This is a genomic window from Rohdeia mirabilis, from assembly GCA_007750655.1.
Taxonomy (GTDB): domain Bacteria; phylum Planctomycetota; class UBA1135; order UBA1135.
This window is the reverse complement of the sequence record CP036290.1, coordinates 4436225-4453177: the sequence shown is the minus strand read 5'-3', so window position 1 is coordinate 4453177 and position 16953 is coordinate 4436225. Positions and strand designations below refer to the sequence as shown.

The following is a 16953-nucleotide window of genomic DNA, read 5'->3' as shown; positions in this document are numbered from 1 at the left end:
GGTAGCGCTTGGCGGGTACCACGACCGCTGCGGGCCCCGCTCGCGCCCGCAGCTGTTCCGCCCTCGCGCCCACCGCGCCCCGACGCCGCCCGATCGAGTCCATGACGCACGCCGCGCTCCGACAGCTCTGCGCTCTCGCCCTTCTCCTACCGCTCGTGGCCTGCGGAACCACGGCGCCCCACGACGGCGCGCCGCGATCCGCCGGAGCAGCGGCCGAGCCGTCGGCAGCGTCCGAGTCCTTCGCTCGCCTCGACTATCCGCGCGCGTTCGAGTTGGGGCTCGCGGCCCTCGACGAAGGGCGGCTCGAGACCGCGATCGGGGCGTTCGAGCGTGCGCTCGAGCTGTGGCCCCAGAACGCGACCGTGGCCTACAACCTGGCCTGTGCCCACTCGCTCGCCGGCGCCGAGGACGTGGCGTTCACGTGGCTGGGGCGCGCGGCGGACTGGGGCTTCGGACTGGGCGACGGCAACTTCGCGCTGGCGCAGACCGATCCGGATCTCGCGGCGCTGCGCAGCGACTGGCGCTTCGACGCGTTCCTCGCGCGCATGGCCGGAACCCTGGCGAACGTCGAGCGCCGCACCAGCGCACCGCTGCTCGCGCTGACGCCCACGGGGGCCGATCCGCGCGGCGTGCTGGTCGTGCTGCTCGACGTCGGGCACACGGCCAAGTCGGCGCGCGTCGGTCCGTGGCCCGACGTGGCGGCGGAGCTCGGGTTCGCGCTCGTCGTCGCGCCGGGATCCTTGGCGGTTGGCGCGAACGAGGACGACGGTCTGGCCTGGTTCGGCGAGGCGGCGGCCTACTTCGAAGCGCCGGCGCGCTACGAGGATCCGACGGTCGACCTCGTGCGCCGCGTCGTGGACGAGAACGGCTGGCGCGACCTGCCGCTCGTCCTCGCCGGCGAAGGGCAGGGCGGCATCGTGGCGGCTCACATGGCGCTGCGTCACCACACCCTGTTCGACGGCGTGGTCGTCGTCGAAGCGCCCCTGTTCGACCCTCTGTTGCGCCGCGCCTTCGCCGCCCGTTCGGGTCCGATCCTGCTCGTCGCGCGCCTCGTGTGGACGGCCGAGCCGACGTTTCTCGTCGACACGGACGAGACGCGCGCGAGCTACGGCGCGACGGCGCTCGGACTGCTCGAGCAGTTGGACGTGGACGCGCGGCTCGAACGGTTGTCGGCGTGGCCGACCTGGACCGATCGCGAGGCCGTCGTGCCCGAACTGGTCCGGGCGGTGCGGGGCGTCGCGGCGACGAACTGAGTCGCGAGCGAGCTCGCGGCCGGGACCTGCCTCGCAGCGTCGCTCGGCCCCAGCAAGGACGTGTTCAGCTCGACGAGCGCGCCGCTTGGAACTGCACGCGCACGCGGTCCTCCCAGGCGACGCGCACCGCCTCCCAGTCGCCTTCCCTCGCGTCGATCGCATCGAGTTCGGGCACGAGCCCCGGGACGTGCGTGCGCAGGAACGCGTCGGCTGCGCGACGCAGCCCAGTGTCCTCGCTGTCGGCCGCGTGGTCGATCACGTGCATCACCGCGGTCTCTTCGAGGGCCAGGAGGTCCAGCTTGGCCGTGAGCAGTCGGTCGAAGGCGTCGATCGAGTCCTTCCAGGCACCGTCGTCCGGTTCGGAGCACTCGACGAACGTCGGGCCGAACAACACGTCGACGAAGTCGGTGAGCAACGGCTGCACGTCGTTCCTCCAGGCCTTGTCCTTGAGCTTGCCGCTGGCCAGCGCCTTGGCCGAACGATCGAGCGTCTTCGCATTCTCCCTGCGTCGCGCCGGCGCCACGTCGGGGTGCCAGTCGCGCCAGGTCGGGTCGCCTCCGCCGAGCAGCAGCGTCCACATGGATTGGCCCGTGTCGGTCGCCGCGCCCAGATGCCGGTGGCGCGGACCGACCATGTTGCGGTGGTGTCCGGGCGAGCGGTACCAGGCTTCGAACACGCTCTTCGCCGTATAGCCGCCGCGGCCGGTCGCCAGGTTCTCGGCCACGTTCCCGGTGAAGTGCTCGAGCGCCGCACGGTCCCACGGCGTCGCTTTGCGCGGATCGGGGCTGTCGTGCGAGAAGTAGTCGTTGTCCACCTGGTGCTGGCTGTGCTGGCGCGACGCGAGCAGCAGTCGCTCGTCGATGGTCAGGAGTTCGAGTCCGAGTCCGCGGCGGTAGGCGTTGATGATCGGCGTGAACGCGGCGTCGTTGTCGGTGCCCGAGTGCACCGCGCGTTCGTTGAAGCGCGTCACCGCGCGCGCGCGCAGCTCGCGCAGCAACCAGCGCTCGAAACGCGTCGGTTCCACGTCGATGCGGCGCGTCAACAGGTCCGTGCGCGCGAGCACCTCGACGGGTTGGTCGGCCGCGTGAAGGAGCAGCAGGTAGGCGAAGTCCTCCAGGCCGGCCGGAGCGCCGGTGAAGTACGTGCCGCGCTCGGCGTACAGAGCGGCGGTGGGGCTCGTGTCCTCGTCGGACTCGGTGCGATCGACCGCGACTTCGCCGCGGTCGTCGAGGCAGGCGTCGACGAGGTCCAGCAGCTCTTCGCCGCGGCGCAGGAAGACCAAGGTGTCCCAGGCAGTCTCGGCGTCGAACTCCGCGCTCTTCGCGAAGTCGAACTCGTGCTCGACCAGGCCGGAGTAGCGCTCGTACGCCTTCTCGACGCCGGCGCGGTTCACGTCGACCTCCTTCTGGCGGTTCTTCTCGTAGATCTCGATCAGAGCCAGCGCGTCGCGGCGCAGCGAGTCGAGCGCGTCCTCCTCCTCGAAGATGGTCGAACGCCGCACACCGTCGGTCGCGCACGGCAGAAGACTGCGCACCCGTTCGCGCTCGGCCACGAGTCGCGCGTCGAGCAAGCCACCCTTCTCGCGCAGCACCAGCGGGATCGCGGGCCCGTGATGGGCCTCGAGCAGATCCGCCGTGACCTGACCGGCGCGCGGCTTCACCTCGAAGCCGCGGCTGCCGAGCAGCTCGAACAGTTCCTCGTAGGCGCGCGACAGGCGTTCGGCCGGCGTGCCGGGGAACCTCGCGGCGAGGTCGTCCTCGTCCTCGTCGCTGTCGTCGTACTCGTCCTCGTCGAACTCCTCGTCCTCGTCGCCGTCCTGGAAGATCGGCGCGGCCGGATCGAACGCGCAGGGGGCGGCGCTCCCGGCGAGCAGGGACTGGCCGAGCACGGCGCCGGGCACGAGGGTGGCGAGCAGGACGGCGCGCGCGCTGCGGCCGACCCGTTGGAGGGTGGTTCGGAACATGGGTGCGGACGGGGGTGGGGCACCTCCTGTAGCACGCGGGGCGGCCCCGGTTATCGCCCCAGTGGGAGAGGAGGCTGCGAGTCGGCCCGATCGAATGGGGAACGGCCCGTGTCGCGGGGTCCGTGCGGCACGCGACGCGGGTCCCGGCGCACGGCCGCCCCAGAACGTCGCGAACCCCGCCGCCGCACCCCCTGGGTGCGACGGGCAGGGCCCGCTGGCCGGTGGAAGGAGGGCGTGCCGCCTCTCGCGAAGGCAACCCCCTGACGCGATCCGTGGCGGGAGCGTGGTCCGAAGGCGGCGTTCCCCATGGTGTTCCCAACCATGCCGCTCGACCGACCGTTCACCCCCTGGATCGGAGCCAAGAACCTCCGCATGTCGCGGCGACTCGTCCTGGCCTTCCCCCGGACTCGGAGCATCCGTCCAGAGGTCCGTTCGAGCAAGGCCGCGCCGCTGGATCGGGTCCGATCGACCAACCAGTGAGAAAACGCCAAGTGGGTCGTTGTGGCGAACTAGGAGGCCGTTTGAAGTGAGTCTGGTTCCAGTTGCAGCTCAACGCCACGGCAAGCCCCCCGCATCGTGCGGCTCGATCTTCGTGGCCCGCCGGACCGCCGATCGGGCCCCGGGCCGGTCCTAGCCGAGCCGCTCGGCGAAGCGTCGGAACAGGTGCGCCGCGTCCAGCGGACCGGGCGCGGCTTCCGGGTGGTACTGGACGCTCGAGACGCCGAGTCCGATGTGGTGGACCCCTTCGACCGTGCCGTCGTTCAGGTTCACGTGGGTCAGCTCGACGCCGCTCGGCAGCGCGGAAGCGTCGACCGCGAACGAGTGGTTCTGGGCCGTGATCTCGACCCGTCCGGTCGCGAGGTCGCGCACCGGGTGGTTCGATCCGTGGTGGCCGAACGGCATCTTCTGGGTCTTCGCGCCGAGCACGATCGACAGGATCTGGTGGCCGAGGCAGATGCCGAAGATCGGACGCTTGCCGACCAGGTCGGCGACCGCGTCGATCGAGCGCGTGACCGCGGCCGGATCGCCGGGACCGTTCGAGAGGAACACGCCGTCCGGTTCGAGCGCGAGCACGTCGGCGGCCGGCGTCCAGGCCGGAACCACGGTGACGTCGAAGCCCGTGTGCACGAGGCTGCGCAGGATGTTGCGCTTGATGCCGAAGTCGTAGGCGACGAGGCGGCGGCGCGGACCGCGCGCGGCTTCCTCCAGCGCCGGATAGCTGGCGTCGTAGCCGTCCGTCCAGGTGTAGGCCTCCTGGGTGCTGACCTCGCTGGCCAGGTCGCGCCCGTCGGTCGCTGCGACCTTCGCGGCGCGCGCGACGAGCTCCTTCGGATCGCTGGTCTCGGTCGAGACGATGCAGCGCACCGAACCGTGCTCGCGCACGTGCTTCGTGATTTGGCGCGTGTCCACGCCGTCGATCGCGACGACGCCGTGCTTCGCGAGCCAGTCGGGCAGGCTCGAGTCGGCGCGCTGGTTCGAGTGCCGCGCGGCCATCTCGCGTACGACGAAGGCCTCGGGCCAGGCGCGCGCGCTCTCGGCGTCCTCCTCGGCCACGCCGTAGTTGCCGATCAACGGGTAGGTCATCGTGACCACCTGTCCCGCATAGGACGGATCCGTCAGCACCTCGTGGTACCCGCTCATCGCGGTGTTGAACACCAGGTCTCCGCCGCGTTCGCCGGGAGCACCGACGCTGCGGCCTGCGAGGAAGAGTCCGGTCTCGGTGGCCAGGTAGGCCGGTCGCTGGGTCGCCATCGAGGGCAGATGGTAGCGGCGCGCGGCCGCAGGATCTCCTGGACGGCCCGGGAACCTGGTCGTTGGCGGAGCCGGCGGCCGATCGGCTACCGTCCAGCATTGCCCACGACCCCCACACCCCCCCGACCCGGGAAGGAGAGACGCTCGATGGAAACGATGAACGTGACGTGCGAAGCCTGTGACGCGAGTTTCAGGGCGCCTCTCGAGAAGGCTGGACGGCGCGTGAAGTGCCCGGCGTGTTCGGCGCCGATCGAACTGCCCGCGAGCGACGGCGTGGCGCACGCCGTCGAGGCGCCGGCGTCCGGTCCGGCCGACATGCCGATCGCGGCGTCCGCGCATGCCGCACAGAACGCGCTGCCTCCGGCGGCGATCGGCGGGGCCCTGGCCGGCGGCATCATCGGAGCGCTCGTCTGGGCGGGCATCGTCCTCGCCACCGAGTACGAGATCGGCTACGTGGCCTGGGGTGTGGGAGCGCTGGTCGGCGGAGCTGCCGTCTTCATGGGAGCGGCGGGTCGATCGGCCGGCATCGTCTGCGGCCTGATCGCCCTGGTCTCGATCTTCGGGGGCCGTTGGCTGAGCGCGTCGTGGATCCTCTCGGACGCGCGCGACGAGTACATCGAGTCGGAACTGACGCCCGATCTCCACACGGAGTACCAGGCGGACGCCGAGCTGTGGCGCGACGTCGATCGCGGCGACTCGGGAGCGGTCAAGGCGTTCATGATCGAGCGCGCCTACTCCACGCCGCCGGTGGCCGTGGCGGAGGTGGCCGACTTCAACGAGTTCGTCGCTCCGCGCCTCGAGTTCTTCGCCGACGAGTCGCCGACGCTCGAGGAGTGGCACGCGTTCGAAGCCGCGTTCTTCCCGGCCATGTCCTTCGAGTTCTTCAAGGACTCCTTCAGCGCGATCGACCTCCTCTTCGCGTTTCTCGGCATCTCGACCGCGTTCGGTCTGGTGAGCAAGCGGGGCGAAGGGTGAGCGGTCAGGAGCGCGGACTCGCGTCCAGCTCCGCCCCGTCGCGCCGACCCGCGCGCAGGTGCTCGAAGCCGAGGCCCGCGATCATCGCCGCGTTGTCGGTGCAGTAGGCGGGGCTCGGGAAGCGCGCCTCGAGGCCGCGTTCAGCGGCAGCGGCCGTCATCCGTTCGCGCAGGCGGCGATTGCAGGCCACGCCGCCGACCACGAGCACCGTCGACAATCCTTCGCGCTCGGCGGTCTCGAGCGTCGGCCGCACGAGCGCGTCGACGACCGCTTCCTGGAAGCTCGCGGCCACGTCGGCGCGGTCCGCGATGTCGGCGGCGGCAGGCGTCGGCGCGAGAGCGTCGTTGCCGCGCAGGTGGTAGAGCACGGCCGTTTTCAAGCCGCTGAACGAGAACGACGGGCGGTCGGCTTTCGCTCGATAGCGCGGGAACGCGATCGCGTCGGCGCGGCCCTCGAGCGCGAGCTCCGACACCGCCGGACCGCCCGGATAGCCGGCGCCGAGCAGGTGCGAAACCTTGTCGAACGCTTCGCCCGCGGCGTCGTCCAAGGTCGCCGCCAGGACCGTCATCCGCGTCGGGGACTCGCAGCGGTAGAGCGACGTGTGACCGCCCGACACCACCAGCGCGAGGCACGGGTAGTCGGTCGCCTCATACTCCATCGTGGCCGCGTAGGCGTGGGCCTCGATGTGGTCGACGCCCACGAGCGGCAGGTCGCGCTGCCAGGCCAGGGCCTTGGCCGCCGAGAGTCCGACGAGCAACGAACCGATCAGGCCGGGCTTGTTCGTGACCGCGATGCCGTCGACATCGTCGAGGCGCAGCTGGGCCGCGGCGAGCGCTTCGTCCACCACGCTCACGATCGAGCGCAGGTGCGAGCGGCCGGCGACCTCGGGTACGACGCCGCCCCACTGGGCGTGCTCGGGCGCCTGGCTGTGCACGATCGACGCCAGGATCTGCTTGCCGCCGCGCACGAGGGCGGCGGCGGTCTCGTCGCACGAGCTCTCGATGCCGAGGACGAGACCGTCGCTCGGGAAGTCGCCGATGGATCGGTCGCAGTTCGTCACGAGCGGTAGGGGCCGGGGCGTTCGCCGCGCAGGAGTTCGAGCGCGGCTTCGAGTTGGGCGTCGGGAGGCAGGCTCGGCAGGAGTTCGCGGTCCGGTTGGTCGACCTGCCAGCGCTGGATCTCGGCGCGGTGGTCGAGCGGCGGCGAGTCGCTCGCGAGGAAGTCGCTGAGCGCCGGTCGTAACTCGTCGTCGATCGTCACCTCGAGATCCGGCGCGAGCCCGGGGGCCCAGGCGCCGGGCAGCGTGCGTTCGATGAGGCGACCGGAAGGCGTGCGATAGACCGACGTGGTCAGCTTGACGATGCCGTCGAGTCCCAACGTTTCGAGCGGTGTCAACGTCTGGACGCAGCCCTTGCCGTAGGTGCGCTCGCCGACCAGCACACCGCAGCGGTGGTCCTGCAGCGCTCCGGCGAGCACTTCGCTCGCACTGGCCGAGTCGCGATCGACGAGCACGACGAGCGGCAGCTCCGCGTACCAGTCCTCGCCCGCCTCGGCCTTCCACAGTTCTTCGCCGCGTCGCGACTCGGAGATCACGATCGTGCCTTCGCCGATGAAGCGGTTGGCGACGCGCACCGCCGAGCGCAGCACGCCGCCGGGGTTCATGCGCAGGTCCACCACCAGAGCCTTCGCGCCGGCGTTCTGCAGCGCGGCGACCGCCGTGTCGAACTCGGCCGGCGTGCGGCGCGAGAACGACGTCAGCGCCAGGTAGCCGATGCCGTGTTCGGCGTCGAGGATCTGCACGTGCCGCACCGACGGGTCGTCCACCTCCTCGGGCACGACGCGCACCGTGCGGGGCGGTCCGTTCGGGCCGACGACCGTGAGCAGGACCGCGTCGTCGCGTTCGTTCTCGAGCAGGTGCACGCGTTCCGAAGCGTCGACGTCCTCGACGGGGCGTCCGTCCAGTTCGACGATGCGATCCCCCGGTCGTAGGCCGGCTCGTTCGGAGGGCGAGTCGGGCAGGCAGAACAGCACCTCGAGGTCACTGGCGCCCGGAGCGTAGATCGCACCGATACCGCGTTGGGTGCCGCGGGTCTCGCGCACGACCTTCTCGCTGGCCTGGGCGCGGAAGTAGCGCGAGTGCTGGTCGAGGTTCGAGAAGATCCCCGCGATGGCGTTCTCGACGACCAGCTGGCGATCGATCGGATAGACGTAGCGCTCGTCGACGAGGTCGCACACGCGTTCGAGCGCATCCTGGAGGCGTTCGCGGTCGTTGCGGAGGAAGCGCTCGCGGAACTGGCCGGCGACGAGTGCGAGCAGGACGCCGATCGAGACGAGGAGGCCGGCGCGCAGGCCTGACAGAGTGCGCTCGTTCATGGGGCGACTGTAGCGCGCGGGAGCGAGCAGGCCTCCTCGACGGGGGCGTCCGGGGAGGCCCGAGTCGAGCCGCCTCGCGTGCGATCCGCGCCGTCCGCCGTCGCTGCGGACCCGATCTCGCCGATCCGCAGCGCCCGCGCTCGACCCCGCCGACCGGGCTCTACTCCTGGTCGACCTCGATGACCTCGACCGGGCAGGACTCGACGGCCTCGGTGATCTTCTCCTCCATCTCGGCGTCGCCGTTCAGGAGCTTCTCGTGGCCCTTGACGGTGATCGACGTGCCCCCGGCGGGGACTTCGAACACCTCGGGACAGAGGTCTTCACAGAGGTTGCAGGAGATGCACCCCTCGATGATGCGGACGCGCTTGATGGTCATGGCTGGCGGGCTGCGAGCGCCTTAGTCTACCGCGCGAGCCGCCACCAGCCCTCCAGTCCCAGCATGTCTCGAGCTACGTCGATCACCTGTCGTTACCGCTTCAGCGCGGCCCACGTCCTGCGCCGGGAGGAGCTGTCGGAAGAGGACAATCGGGTCCTCTTCGGGCCCTGTGCGCGCCGGCACGGACACAACTACGAGCTCGAGGTCACCGTCGGTGGGCCGGTCGACGGCCACAGCGGGATGGTGATGAACTTCACCGTGCTCGACGCGCTGGTCCGCGAGCGGGTGCTCGACGCCGTGGACCACTACGACCTGGACGCGGACGTGCCTTGGCTCGTGGGCGTGCTGACCACGGCCGAGAACCTGGTCGAGGTCTTCTGGCAGCGCCTGGCCGATCCGATCGCGGCCGCTGCCCCCGGCGCGCGACTGGCGCGGCTGCGCCTGTTCGAGACCGTCGACGCCTGGGTCGACCACACGGGCTGAGCGCGCAGCGAGCGCGTAGCACGACAGAAGCCGGCCGGTCGAACTCGATTCGACCGGCCGGCTTCTTGTGTCACGAGCAGCTGTGCGCCGGCGCGGATGGACCGCCTAGTGGTGTGATTCGCTCTGTTGAGGCATTTCGGCGTTCCGTACGGGATGCGATGCAAGGCGCGCCGACGACTCGACTTCGCTGTGAGTCTCGGAGGAGGCGCAACGCGGCAGCGCGCCCGTACGGGACGATGGAAATGCCCCAAGAGAGCGAATCACACCACTAGAGCGCGATCACGATGCCGATGCGCAGGGCGACGCCTTCGACCTCGAAGTCGGCGTCCGAGGTGCCCGTCGGCGCGGCGGTGATCGGGAACTGGTAGTCGAGTCCGGCGTCGACCGCGATTCCCGGCGACACGTCGTACTCGACGCCCAGACCCAACCCGAGGCCGAGGTGCGTGCCCAGGTTCACACCCGACGCGAGCTCGTCGAAGGCGGTGGCGATCACGTGGCCCGACACGAACGGACGGATGCCCGGGCGGCGCGTGGCGAAGAACACGCGACCACCTGCTCCGAGTTCGACGCCGTCGATGTCGGAGCCGGCATCGGGCTCGAACTTCGCGGCGCCGATCAGGAACTCGGCGCGGCCCTTCGGTTGAGCGCTCTGGTAGCGCATCACGCCGAACGCGAGGCGCGGCGTCGTGTAGTCCAGATCGAAGCTGGACGAGGGGTTCGACGTCGTGCCTTCGTAGTCGTCGAACACGGCGAAGTCCGCGCGCACGAACGGTTCGCTCACGACTCCGGGTCCCGAGCAGGAGGCCAGGAGCGAGGTGGCGAGGACGGCGAGCGAGGCGAGGTGCGTTTTCACAGGACTTCTTGGAGAGGGGAGCGGTTTCGGGCGCGACGGGTGGGCCGCAGGGCTCTGTGCGCGAGGATCGCGCGCGCACCTTGTACTCCCGACGGTGGAGTCCTCGCAAGCCGCGCTGGATCCGACAGCGGCGCGTGCGGCGGTCCGGTGGCGCGGTGGTTCGGACGTCACCCCGACGGTTCGACCGCGAGTCGGAGCAGGTCGTCGCACGCTCGCCGGTCGATCCGCGCGCTGGCTCCCGACGAGCCTCAGTACGACACGTCGAACACGACGCCGAGGCGCAGCGCCAACCCGCCCGTGCCGACCTCCAGTCCTTCCGGATCGGAGTCCGAGTCCACGAAGGGCAGCGCGTAGTCGACGCTCGCATCGAGAGCGATGCCGCTGGCGATCTCGAACTCGAGCCCCGTTCCGATCGCGACCGCGGCTTCGTTGCCTGGATCGACGCCCGCGGCCGTACTGCCCAGCGAGACGACGCCGTGCAGGGAGACGTACGGCCGGACGGTGACGCTCGCGATGGGCACGAACCAACGGCCGCCGAGTCCGAGTTCCGTCACGTCGCTGTCGTCCACGCCCGTGCGACCTGCGAACGTCGCGCGACCCAGGAAGCCCTCGAGCCGGAGCGTGGGGCGACCGTCCTCGAAGTGCGCGGCTCCGCCGGCGACGCGGATCGAGTCGTAGTCGGTGGACGTCGTGTCCGACGAGAAGCCCGTGACCTCGACGTCACTGTCGTAGTCGTCGAAGACGGCCACGTCGGCGCGGACGAACGGGTCCCAGTCGGGTCGATCGGCCATGCAGGAGTTGCACAGCAGGGTGAGCGCGACGGCGATCACCGAGACTCGTGCGAACGGCATGGGCGACGGCCGATCAAGCCGGTCCGACGTCGAGATCGTCCGGCGAGTTCGGATCCATGTACGCGTCGTAGATGGCGTCCGCCACGCGTTCCGGACTGAGCATCTCGGACTTCGGGATGTCGACGTCGACACCGTCGAAGATCGTCGTGTCGACCGCGGGCGGGTAGACCGTCGTCACGCGGATGTCGTCCTCGGCCACTTCGAGGCGCAGCGCGTCGGAGAAGCCGCGCAGGCCGTACTTGCTCGCGCAGTAGGCGGTGCTTCCGGCGAAGCCCTGCTTGCCGGCCGTCGACGAGATGTTGAAGACGTGCGCCTTCTCGGAGTCCTCCATGTAGTCGAGCGCCTCGAGGCACACGAGGAACGGACCCTTGAGGTTGACCTCCTGGATGAAGTCCCAGTCGGCGGGCCGCATCTTGGAGAACGGCTTCACGTTGAACACGCCGGCGTTGTTCACCAGCACGTCGATGCCGTTGTCCATGAACTCGATCGCGCGCCAGACGGCGGCTTCCACCGAGCCGTGGTCGGCCACGTTCATGTTGGCCGCGAGCCCCTGACCTCCCGCCGCATTGATCTCGTCGACGACGCTCTCGAGTTGGGACGAGGTGCGGGCGGCGACGACCACCTTGGAGCCCTCGCGGGCGAAGCGCAGAGCGATGGCGCGGCCGATGCCGCGTCCGCCGCCGGTCACGAAGACGCGGGGAGCCATGGGAAGGGAGGGGGCTGGGGGGGCTTGGGAGTCGCGAAGAGGCGAAGGCCGGAGGATAGCACGGGGGCCGCAGAGGTTTCGCGGCCCCCACAACGCGAAAGAGCCCCGTGACGCGCACGGAGCTCTTTCGTTCAGGGCCGCGACGCGCGCGGCCCCAGGGTGTGGACCTACTGGATCAGCCGTTCGAGCCGACGGTGACGCCGAGCGCGATGACCGAGCCTTCGTTGACGGCGACGTCCGAGGAGACGCTCATCAGCATGAGCTGCCACTTGGCGTTGTGGCCGAGCTGGTAGTAGTTCAGGCCGAAGGACATGATCTCGGTGTTGGCCAGGTCGTCCATGTCTTCCATGCGAGCCGCGATCTCCCACTCCTCGTTGAGGAGATAGCTGACCGTGAGGCCCCAAACGGACGGACCACTTCCGGCGGTGTAGCCGAGGTTGGTCGCGCCGGCGAAGGTGCCCGCGGCGGCAGTGGCGTGCGCGTCACCGTAGGTGACGAACTCGCCCGAGAAGGAGATCTGACCCACGGTGGCCGAGACGTCGAAGGCGACCACGTCGCTGTCGTCGACGGTGCCGTCGTCCCAGAACGTGGCGCCGATGGCGGCGTTCAGGTTCTCGTCCGCGCCGAGCGCACCTTCGGTGGCGTTCTGACCGCCGCCGAGGTTGTAGATCGCGCGGCCGAACAGACGCTGCTCGTCACCGGTTCCGTCGAAACCGTTCGTGGCAGCGAGGTGCCACTGGAACTGCTCGTAGTCGCCGCTCAGCATCGCGCCGAGGTCGTAGTTGTGGAAGTACTCACCGGAGGTGGTACGGCCCAACATGAGGAGCGAGTCCGGGTTCGAGGCGGCCGAGAAGGTCGTCGGAAGGATGAAGTGACCGAGGCGCAGCGAGAACTGGTCCGAGAAGCGCCAGTCGATGTAGGCGTCCTCGAGCGTGTCGGTCCGCGCCGTGTTGGCGAAGGCCGAGGTGCCGGCGCCGGTACCGATCAGTCCGCCGATGAAGTACGGCGAGAACTGGGTGCCGAAGTCGACGCTGATGCGCCAGAAGTAGTCGCCGACCGTGCCCTGGGACCAGAGCTCGGCGTCGTCGACGACCATGCCGAGCTGATCGTCGGGGTTGCCGTCGCCGTTGCCGTCGGCGAAGCCGTTGAAGTCGGTGCCGTCGGCCATGACGTAGGCGCCACGGAACAGGGCACCGAGCTCGACACCGCCGCCTTGGAGGCTGACGTTCGAGGCCACGGCGTTCAGTTCTTCATCGAGCCCGAGCCAGTCGCTCGAAGCTTCGGTGCCGCCGGCCAGGGCCAGGGGGCTGAGAGCCGTGAAGAGGGCTCCAGAGAGAAGGGGATTCATCGGTTGTGCACTCCGAAGAGAAGAGGATGGAAATTCCTCCGGGATGGGGAGTCGGCAACGGCAGCCTCGTCGAGAGGCTACCCCCGCCTCCTTGGTGAGCCCGGACGCGAGGTCCATGGCTCGGGGTAGACGTCGGCAGGGTCGCCTGGAACTTGCCCCCAAAGGCCTGCTGTCCTGGCCTCAACCGCAGGACGTCCCCGTGGCAGGACGGTTTCCGGTCGGGCGGTTGCTCCGCGTTCGGATCTCGATGCGGAACCTGGGATCCCCTTGCAGGTGATCTGTTGACCATTTGTGGCCAACAAGGCCGCTCAGGCCGAGGGTGCCGCGCCTTCGGAGCCCGCGACCGACCCGCGCTCGCGCAGCATCACGAAGGGGTAGATGCCGGTCGAGTGCCCGTCGGTGAAGCCGATGGAGAGGGCGTAGTGCCCCACGAGGGCCACCCGGGCGGTTTCGATGTCCGCCGCCGTGGACGTCGGGTCGTGGATCGGCCGGCCCGTCAGCTCGTCGACGCAGCGCGCGCAGGGGCACAGGTCCCGCAGGCGTCGGGCGCTGAACTCCGACCGATGGCCGTCGGCCCACTCGATCGAGAGCCGCGACGGGTCGCTCTTCGTGATGACCAGCGGTCGGGCGCGGTCGGCGGAGGTCGGGAGGTCGGGTCCAGTCATGGGCGTCGCTGCTGCTGGTGACCCGGTCGGGTCGGAATCCGCCGCTTCGGAGTGCCGATCGGACCGGCACGGGCCCTGGGGGTCGACCGCGCGCGCTCTCGTCGCTCCAGCTTCCCGTGGAGCAGCCTGCGTCCGGGCGGGCGGCGTTCGATCGCGGCCCCGTGGCGCCCATCGGCCAGTGCACCCGTCGGCCAACGCACCCGTCGACCAGTGCACCCGTCGAAATCGGCGACGCGACTCTCGCAGGCGCCAGCGCGGTGGTGGTCGGAGCCGGACTTGAACCGGCGACCCCCTGATTTTCAATCAGGTGCTCTACCAACTGAGCTACCCGACCGCGGGCGGAGAGTGTGGCGACGGGCTTCGTGGCCGTCAACTGCCGGGCGCTCGTTGTGGGGTCCGGCCGCCATCCACTCCTCTCAGGGTCGGTCGGCCGCCAGCCACTCGCCGATGAACAGGTACTGGGGCAACCAGTGCGAACTGGCGTCGAAACCTTCCGCCCACAGGTCCTCGCGCGCGACCAGTGCGTCCCTGGCGGCCAGGTAGGCGGAGCGCCGAGCGGGGTCGTTCGCGACCGGCCAGAAGCGGCTCAGCTGGACCCCGAGCACGTGCACGGTCGCCACGACCACCTCGTTCGGCAGGGGCGGCGCCGCGAGCAGGCGGAAGTTCGGCGCGCCCGGCGTCGCCGCGGCCTCGGCGCCCAGGGCGGCCAGAGCGGGGACCCACAGGAAGTCGTAGGGGTGGGCGTCCTCGAGGGCGGCGATCCGGTCGAGGTGAGGTGCGGCCTTCTCGGACCACAGGGCGGCGAGCTGCTCGGCGAGGGCGGGCTCGACCGGTTCGCACCAGGCGAGCGCGACGAAGGCCCACAGCCACGAGCGGTAGAAGCCGCAGTACTCGCCCGGTCGGGCCGGTCCGTCGAGGTCCACGCGCTCGGCCCGCGGCCCGTCCGGGAACGGTCGCTCGACCAGCGCCTCGAACACTCGGGACTCGTGCCGGCGCCGCAGTTCGCGCAGTCGGGCCGCGGCGTCGTCACCGCTCGAGTCGTCACCGCTCGAGTCGTCGCGCTCCACTTCGGCGAGCAGCAGGCAGAACCACGCCTCGTCGTAGGGCCAGGTGGGACGTCCGCGCGCCTCACCGCTCGCGAGCAGGCCCGACTCGTACTCGAGCACGTCGATCGGCAGGCGCGCCGCGACCCACCCGCGCAGCTCTTCGTCGCCGCGCACGCGCGACGAGACGAGCAGCGTCCAGTGCGCGATCACACAGCTGTGCCAGTCGTACGAACCGTCGAACACGGTTGGTGCGCCGCCGGTCACGAACGCCGCGTGGTTCGGCTCCTTCACTTCGATGCCCGCTCGCACGAGATCCGTGATGCGACGTTCGAGCGCGAGGTCCTCGCACACGCGGTCGCGGACCGAGGCGGGCGCGTCCTTCCCGTCCGTCGCCGCTCGACCGGGCCAGGCGCAGGACTGGAGCGCAGCGGCGAGCAGGGCCGCACCCGTCGCGATGCGCACGCCGAGTGCGGGCGGGCGGCGTCGAATCCCACCGCTCGCTCGCGCCGCGTCTCGATCCGCAGCGCGGCGGTGTTCGACCGCGTCGTCCGGCTCGCGCTCGCTCACGATCCCGAAGCGGTTCCCGAACCGATTCCGTCGCGCTCGAGCACTTCGCGCGCGGCGCCGACGTCGCGCCGGATCTGGCGCGCCAGTTCGTCCACGCCCTCGAAGCGACGTTCGGCTCGCAGGCGCGCGTGGAAGAGCACCTCGAGGCGCTGGCCGTACAGGTCGCCCGACCAGTCGAGCAGGTGGATCTCGATCGTCGGCAGTCCGTCGCCGCCGGGCGCGACGGTGGGGCGCGAACCGATGTTCGCCACGGCCCACGAACCGTCGGGTCCCGCTCCCGTTCCGACGACGCGCGCGCGACAGGCGTACACGCCGGGCGGCGGGTGCAGTTCGTGGCTGAGGTTCAGGTTCGCGGTCGGAAAGCCCAGCTCGCGGCCGAGTGCGCGTCCGTGCACGACGCGACCGAGCACCGAGACCGGGCGGCCGAGCATGGCCGCGGCGGCTTCGAGATCGCCGAGTTCGACGGCCTCGCGGATCGCCGTCGACGAGACCGGTCGTTGACCCACGATCACCTGGTCGACGACCTCGACGGGCCAGCCGTGCTCGCGCAACCACTGGGGCGTGCCTTCGCGGTTCTTCGCGAACTTGCTGTCGAAGCCGAGGACCAACTGCCGCGCGTCGAGGCCCGCGCGCAGGATCTCCTCGGCGAAGGCGTCGGCCGTCATGGCGCGCAGCTCCTCGTCGAACTTCAGCGCGACGACGTGTTCGATCCCTGCGCGCCGGAACAGGGCGATGCGGTGGTCGAGGGACGTCAGGGCCTTCGGCGCGCGTCCGAGCAGCAGACGCTTCGGATGGCGGCGGAACGTGACGACGGTCGGTTCGAGATCGAGCTCGCGCGCGCGCGCGACGTTGCGGGCGAGGATCTCGCGGTGACCGACGTGCACGCCGTCGAACACGCCGACGCTGACCACGGAACCGCGCGCCGTGGGCGCGAGGCGGTGGCGATGGAAAGTGGCGCGCACGTGGGCTCTGCGGTGCTCGCGGGGCTCAGCGACGCTTCTTGCTGCCGGCGCGCTTGGGCAACCAGCTCGGGCCCTTCGACGGTTTCGCCGGGGCGAGCGTCGCCTTGTAGTCCTCGACCAACTCGTCGAGCGCGTGGCGGTGCCGCGCCTTGTCGGCGGGCGACATGCGGTCGACCAGCAGCACGCCTTCGAGGTGGTCGTACTCGTGCTGAATGATGCGACTCAGGAAGCCGTCGAAGTCGCGCTCGTGCTCGTTGCCCGCGAGGTCCTGCCACGTCACGTGGCACGAGCTGGGGCGCTCGACCTCGGCGTAGATCTGCGGGAAGGACAGACAGCCCTCCTCGTACAGGTTCGGCGCGCCGACGCGCTGGGTGATGGTCGGGTTGACGAAGACCATCTCCTCGCCCTGGCCCGGCTCGCCCGCCTCGTTGAGGACGAAGAGGCGGATCTTCAGCCCCACCTGGGGGGCGGCCAGTCCGACGCCGTTGCTCGCGTACATCCGCTCGAACATGGCCTTCACGATCGAGGCCAGCTCGTCGTCGAAGGCGGTGATCGCGGCGGCGCGGACCCGCAGGCGGGGGTCGGGGTAGATCGTCAGGTCGTAGTGGAGCTCGGTCACGTCGCGGGCAGGGCCGGTGGCGGATGGAAGGGCGGCGTGTGGGCGCCGCGCGGCCGCCCAGAGTAGCCGCCCGGGCCGCGTTGACGGCCCCTCGGACCCCAGGTAGGGTGCTGCGCCCATTTCCTCGGGCGCCGCGGGTCGCCGCACTCGGGCGCGGACGG

Annotated in this window: 16 protein-coding genes and 1 tRNA gene; 3 read left to right on the top strand and 14 right to left on the bottom strand. The window is 70.4% G+C overall.

The features are described 5' to 3' along the window. Nucleotides 1–101 precede the first annotated feature (101 nt). Entirely contained in the window at nt 102–1253 is a 1152-nt protein-coding gene (locus Pla163_RS19205) for a TPR end-of-group domain-containing protein (RefSeq protein WP_419186054.1), read from the top strand. A gap of 64 nt (nt 1254–1317) precedes the next feature. Here Pla163_RS19205 and Pla163_RS16525 read toward each other — a convergent pair whose 3' ends face one another. Together Pla163_RS16525 and carA are read right to left on the bottom strand one after the other, a co-directional pair. After that, nucleotides 1318–3216 carry a CAP domain-containing protein gene (locus Pla163_RS16525; RefSeq protein ID WP_145191115.1) on the bottom strand — a complete coding sequence of 633 codons (1899 nt, stop codon included), beginning with the start codon at nt 3214–3216 and terminating at the stop codon, nt 1318–1320. A 630-nt stretch (nt 3217–3846) separates the two neighbouring features. Beyond that, nucleotides 3847–4968, bottom strand: coding sequence for a glutamine-hydrolyzing carbamoyl-phosphate synthase small subunit (gene carA / locus Pla163_RS16520; RefSeq protein WP_145191112.1), 1122 nt, complete (start codon nt 4966–4968; stop codon nt 3847–3849). A gap of 147 nt (nt 4969–5115) precedes the next feature. Here carA and Pla163_RS16515 point away from each other — a divergent pair, with 147 nt between their 5' ends. Next, the gene (locus tag Pla163_RS16515) at nt 5116–5943 is read left to right on the top strand and encodes a zinc ribbon domain-containing protein (RefSeq protein ID WP_419186053.1); all 828 of its coding nucleotides are present in this window, start codon (nt 5116–5118) and stop codon (nt 5941–5943) included. 4 nt (nt 5944–5947) lie between these two features. Here the strand turns inward: Pla163_RS16515 and tsaD are convergent, their stop codons facing one another. The 3 genes from tsaD to Pla163_RS16500 all read right to left on the bottom strand — a co-directional run bounded on the left by tsaD (nt 5948) and on the right by Pla163_RS16500 (nt 8692). Continuing rightward, on the bottom strand, nt 5948–7003 hold the full coding sequence (tsaD, locus tag Pla163_RS16510) for a tRNA (adenosine(37)-N6)-threonylcarbamoyltransferase complex transferase subunit TsaD (RefSeq protein ID WP_419186052.1): 1056 nt from the start codon (nt 7001–7003) through the stop codon (nt 5948–5950). Then, nucleotides 7000–8316 (bottom strand): S41 family peptidase, encoded by a 1317-nt coding sequence (locus Pla163_RS16505; protein ID WP_145191106.1) that lies wholly within the window; start codon nt 8314–8316, stop codon nt 7000–7002. Before Pla163_RS16505 ends, tsaD begins: the two co-directional genes overlap by 4 nt. A gap of 160 nt (nt 8317–8476) precedes the next feature. After that, a complete protein-coding gene (locus Pla163_RS16500) occupies nt 8477–8692 on the bottom strand; it encodes a ferredoxin (RefSeq protein ID WP_145191103.1) in 216 nt (71 codons plus the stop codon). A 63-nt stretch (nt 8693–8755) separates the two neighbouring features. On the opposite strand from Pla163_RS16500, the gene Pla163_RS16495 reads away from it, so the two are divergent. Beyond that, complete coding sequence (locus Pla163_RS16495) at nt 8756–9175, top strand: 6-pyruvoyl trahydropterin synthase family protein (protein WP_145191100.1); 420 nt, start codon at nt 8756–8758, stop codon at nt 9173–9175. 268 nt (nt 9176–9443) lie between these two features. Here Pla163_RS16495 and Pla163_RS16490 read toward each other — a convergent pair whose 3' ends face one another. The 9 genes from Pla163_RS16490 to def form a co-directional block, all read right to left on the bottom strand. Beyond that, entirely contained in the window at nt 9444–10028 is a 585-nt protein-coding gene (locus Pla163_RS16490; RefSeq protein ID WP_145191095.1) for a hypothetical protein, read from the bottom strand. Nucleotides 10029–10276: 248 nt separating this feature from the next. Next, a complete protein-coding gene (locus Pla163_RS16485; RefSeq protein WP_145191092.1) occupies nt 10277–10879 on the bottom strand; it encodes a hypothetical protein in 603 nt (200 codons plus the stop codon). Nucleotides 10880–10892: 13 nt separating this feature from the next. Beyond that, nucleotides 10893–11585, bottom strand: coding sequence for an SDR family oxidoreductase (locus Pla163_RS16480; protein ID WP_145191089.1), 693 nt, complete (start codon nt 11583–11585; stop codon nt 10893–10895). A 175-nt stretch (nt 11586–11760) separates the two neighbouring features. Further along, nucleotides 11761–12933, bottom strand: coding sequence for a porin (locus Pla163_RS16475; RefSeq protein WP_145191086.1), 1173 nt, complete (start codon nt 12931–12933; stop codon nt 11761–11763). 308 nt (nt 12934–13241) lie between these two features. Beyond that, nucleotides 13242–13598 carry a DUF971 domain-containing protein gene (locus Pla163_RS16470; RefSeq protein ID WP_145191083.1) on the bottom strand — a complete coding sequence of 119 codons (357 nt, stop codon included), beginning with the start codon at nt 13596–13598 and terminating at the stop codon, nt 13242–13244. A gap of 258 nt (nt 13599–13856) precedes the next feature. Beyond that, a tRNA-Phe gene (locus tag Pla163_RS16465) sits at nt 13857–13932 on the bottom strand. Nucleotides 13933–14014: 82 nt separating this feature from the next. Beyond that, nucleotides 14015–15211 carry a DUF2891 family protein gene (locus Pla163_RS16460; RefSeq protein WP_419186051.1) on the bottom strand — a complete coding sequence of 399 codons (1197 nt, stop codon included), beginning with the start codon at nt 15209–15211 and terminating at the stop codon, nt 14015–14017. Next, nucleotides 15208–16173: a riboflavin biosynthesis protein RibF gene (gene ribF, locus Pla163_RS16455; RefSeq protein WP_145191075.1), complete on the bottom strand. Its 966-nt coding sequence runs from the start codon at nt 16171–16173 to the stop codon at nt 15208–15210. The genes Pla163_RS16460 and ribF overlap by 4 nt, the downstream gene beginning before the upstream one ends. A 25-nt stretch (nt 16174–16198) precedes the next feature. Next, the gene (gene def / locus Pla163_RS16450; protein ID WP_419186050.1) at nt 16199–16792 is read right to left on the bottom strand and encodes a peptide deformylase; all 594 of its coding nucleotides are present in this window, start codon (nt 16790–16792) and stop codon (nt 16199–16201) included. Nucleotides 16793–16953 lie beyond the last annotated feature (161 nt).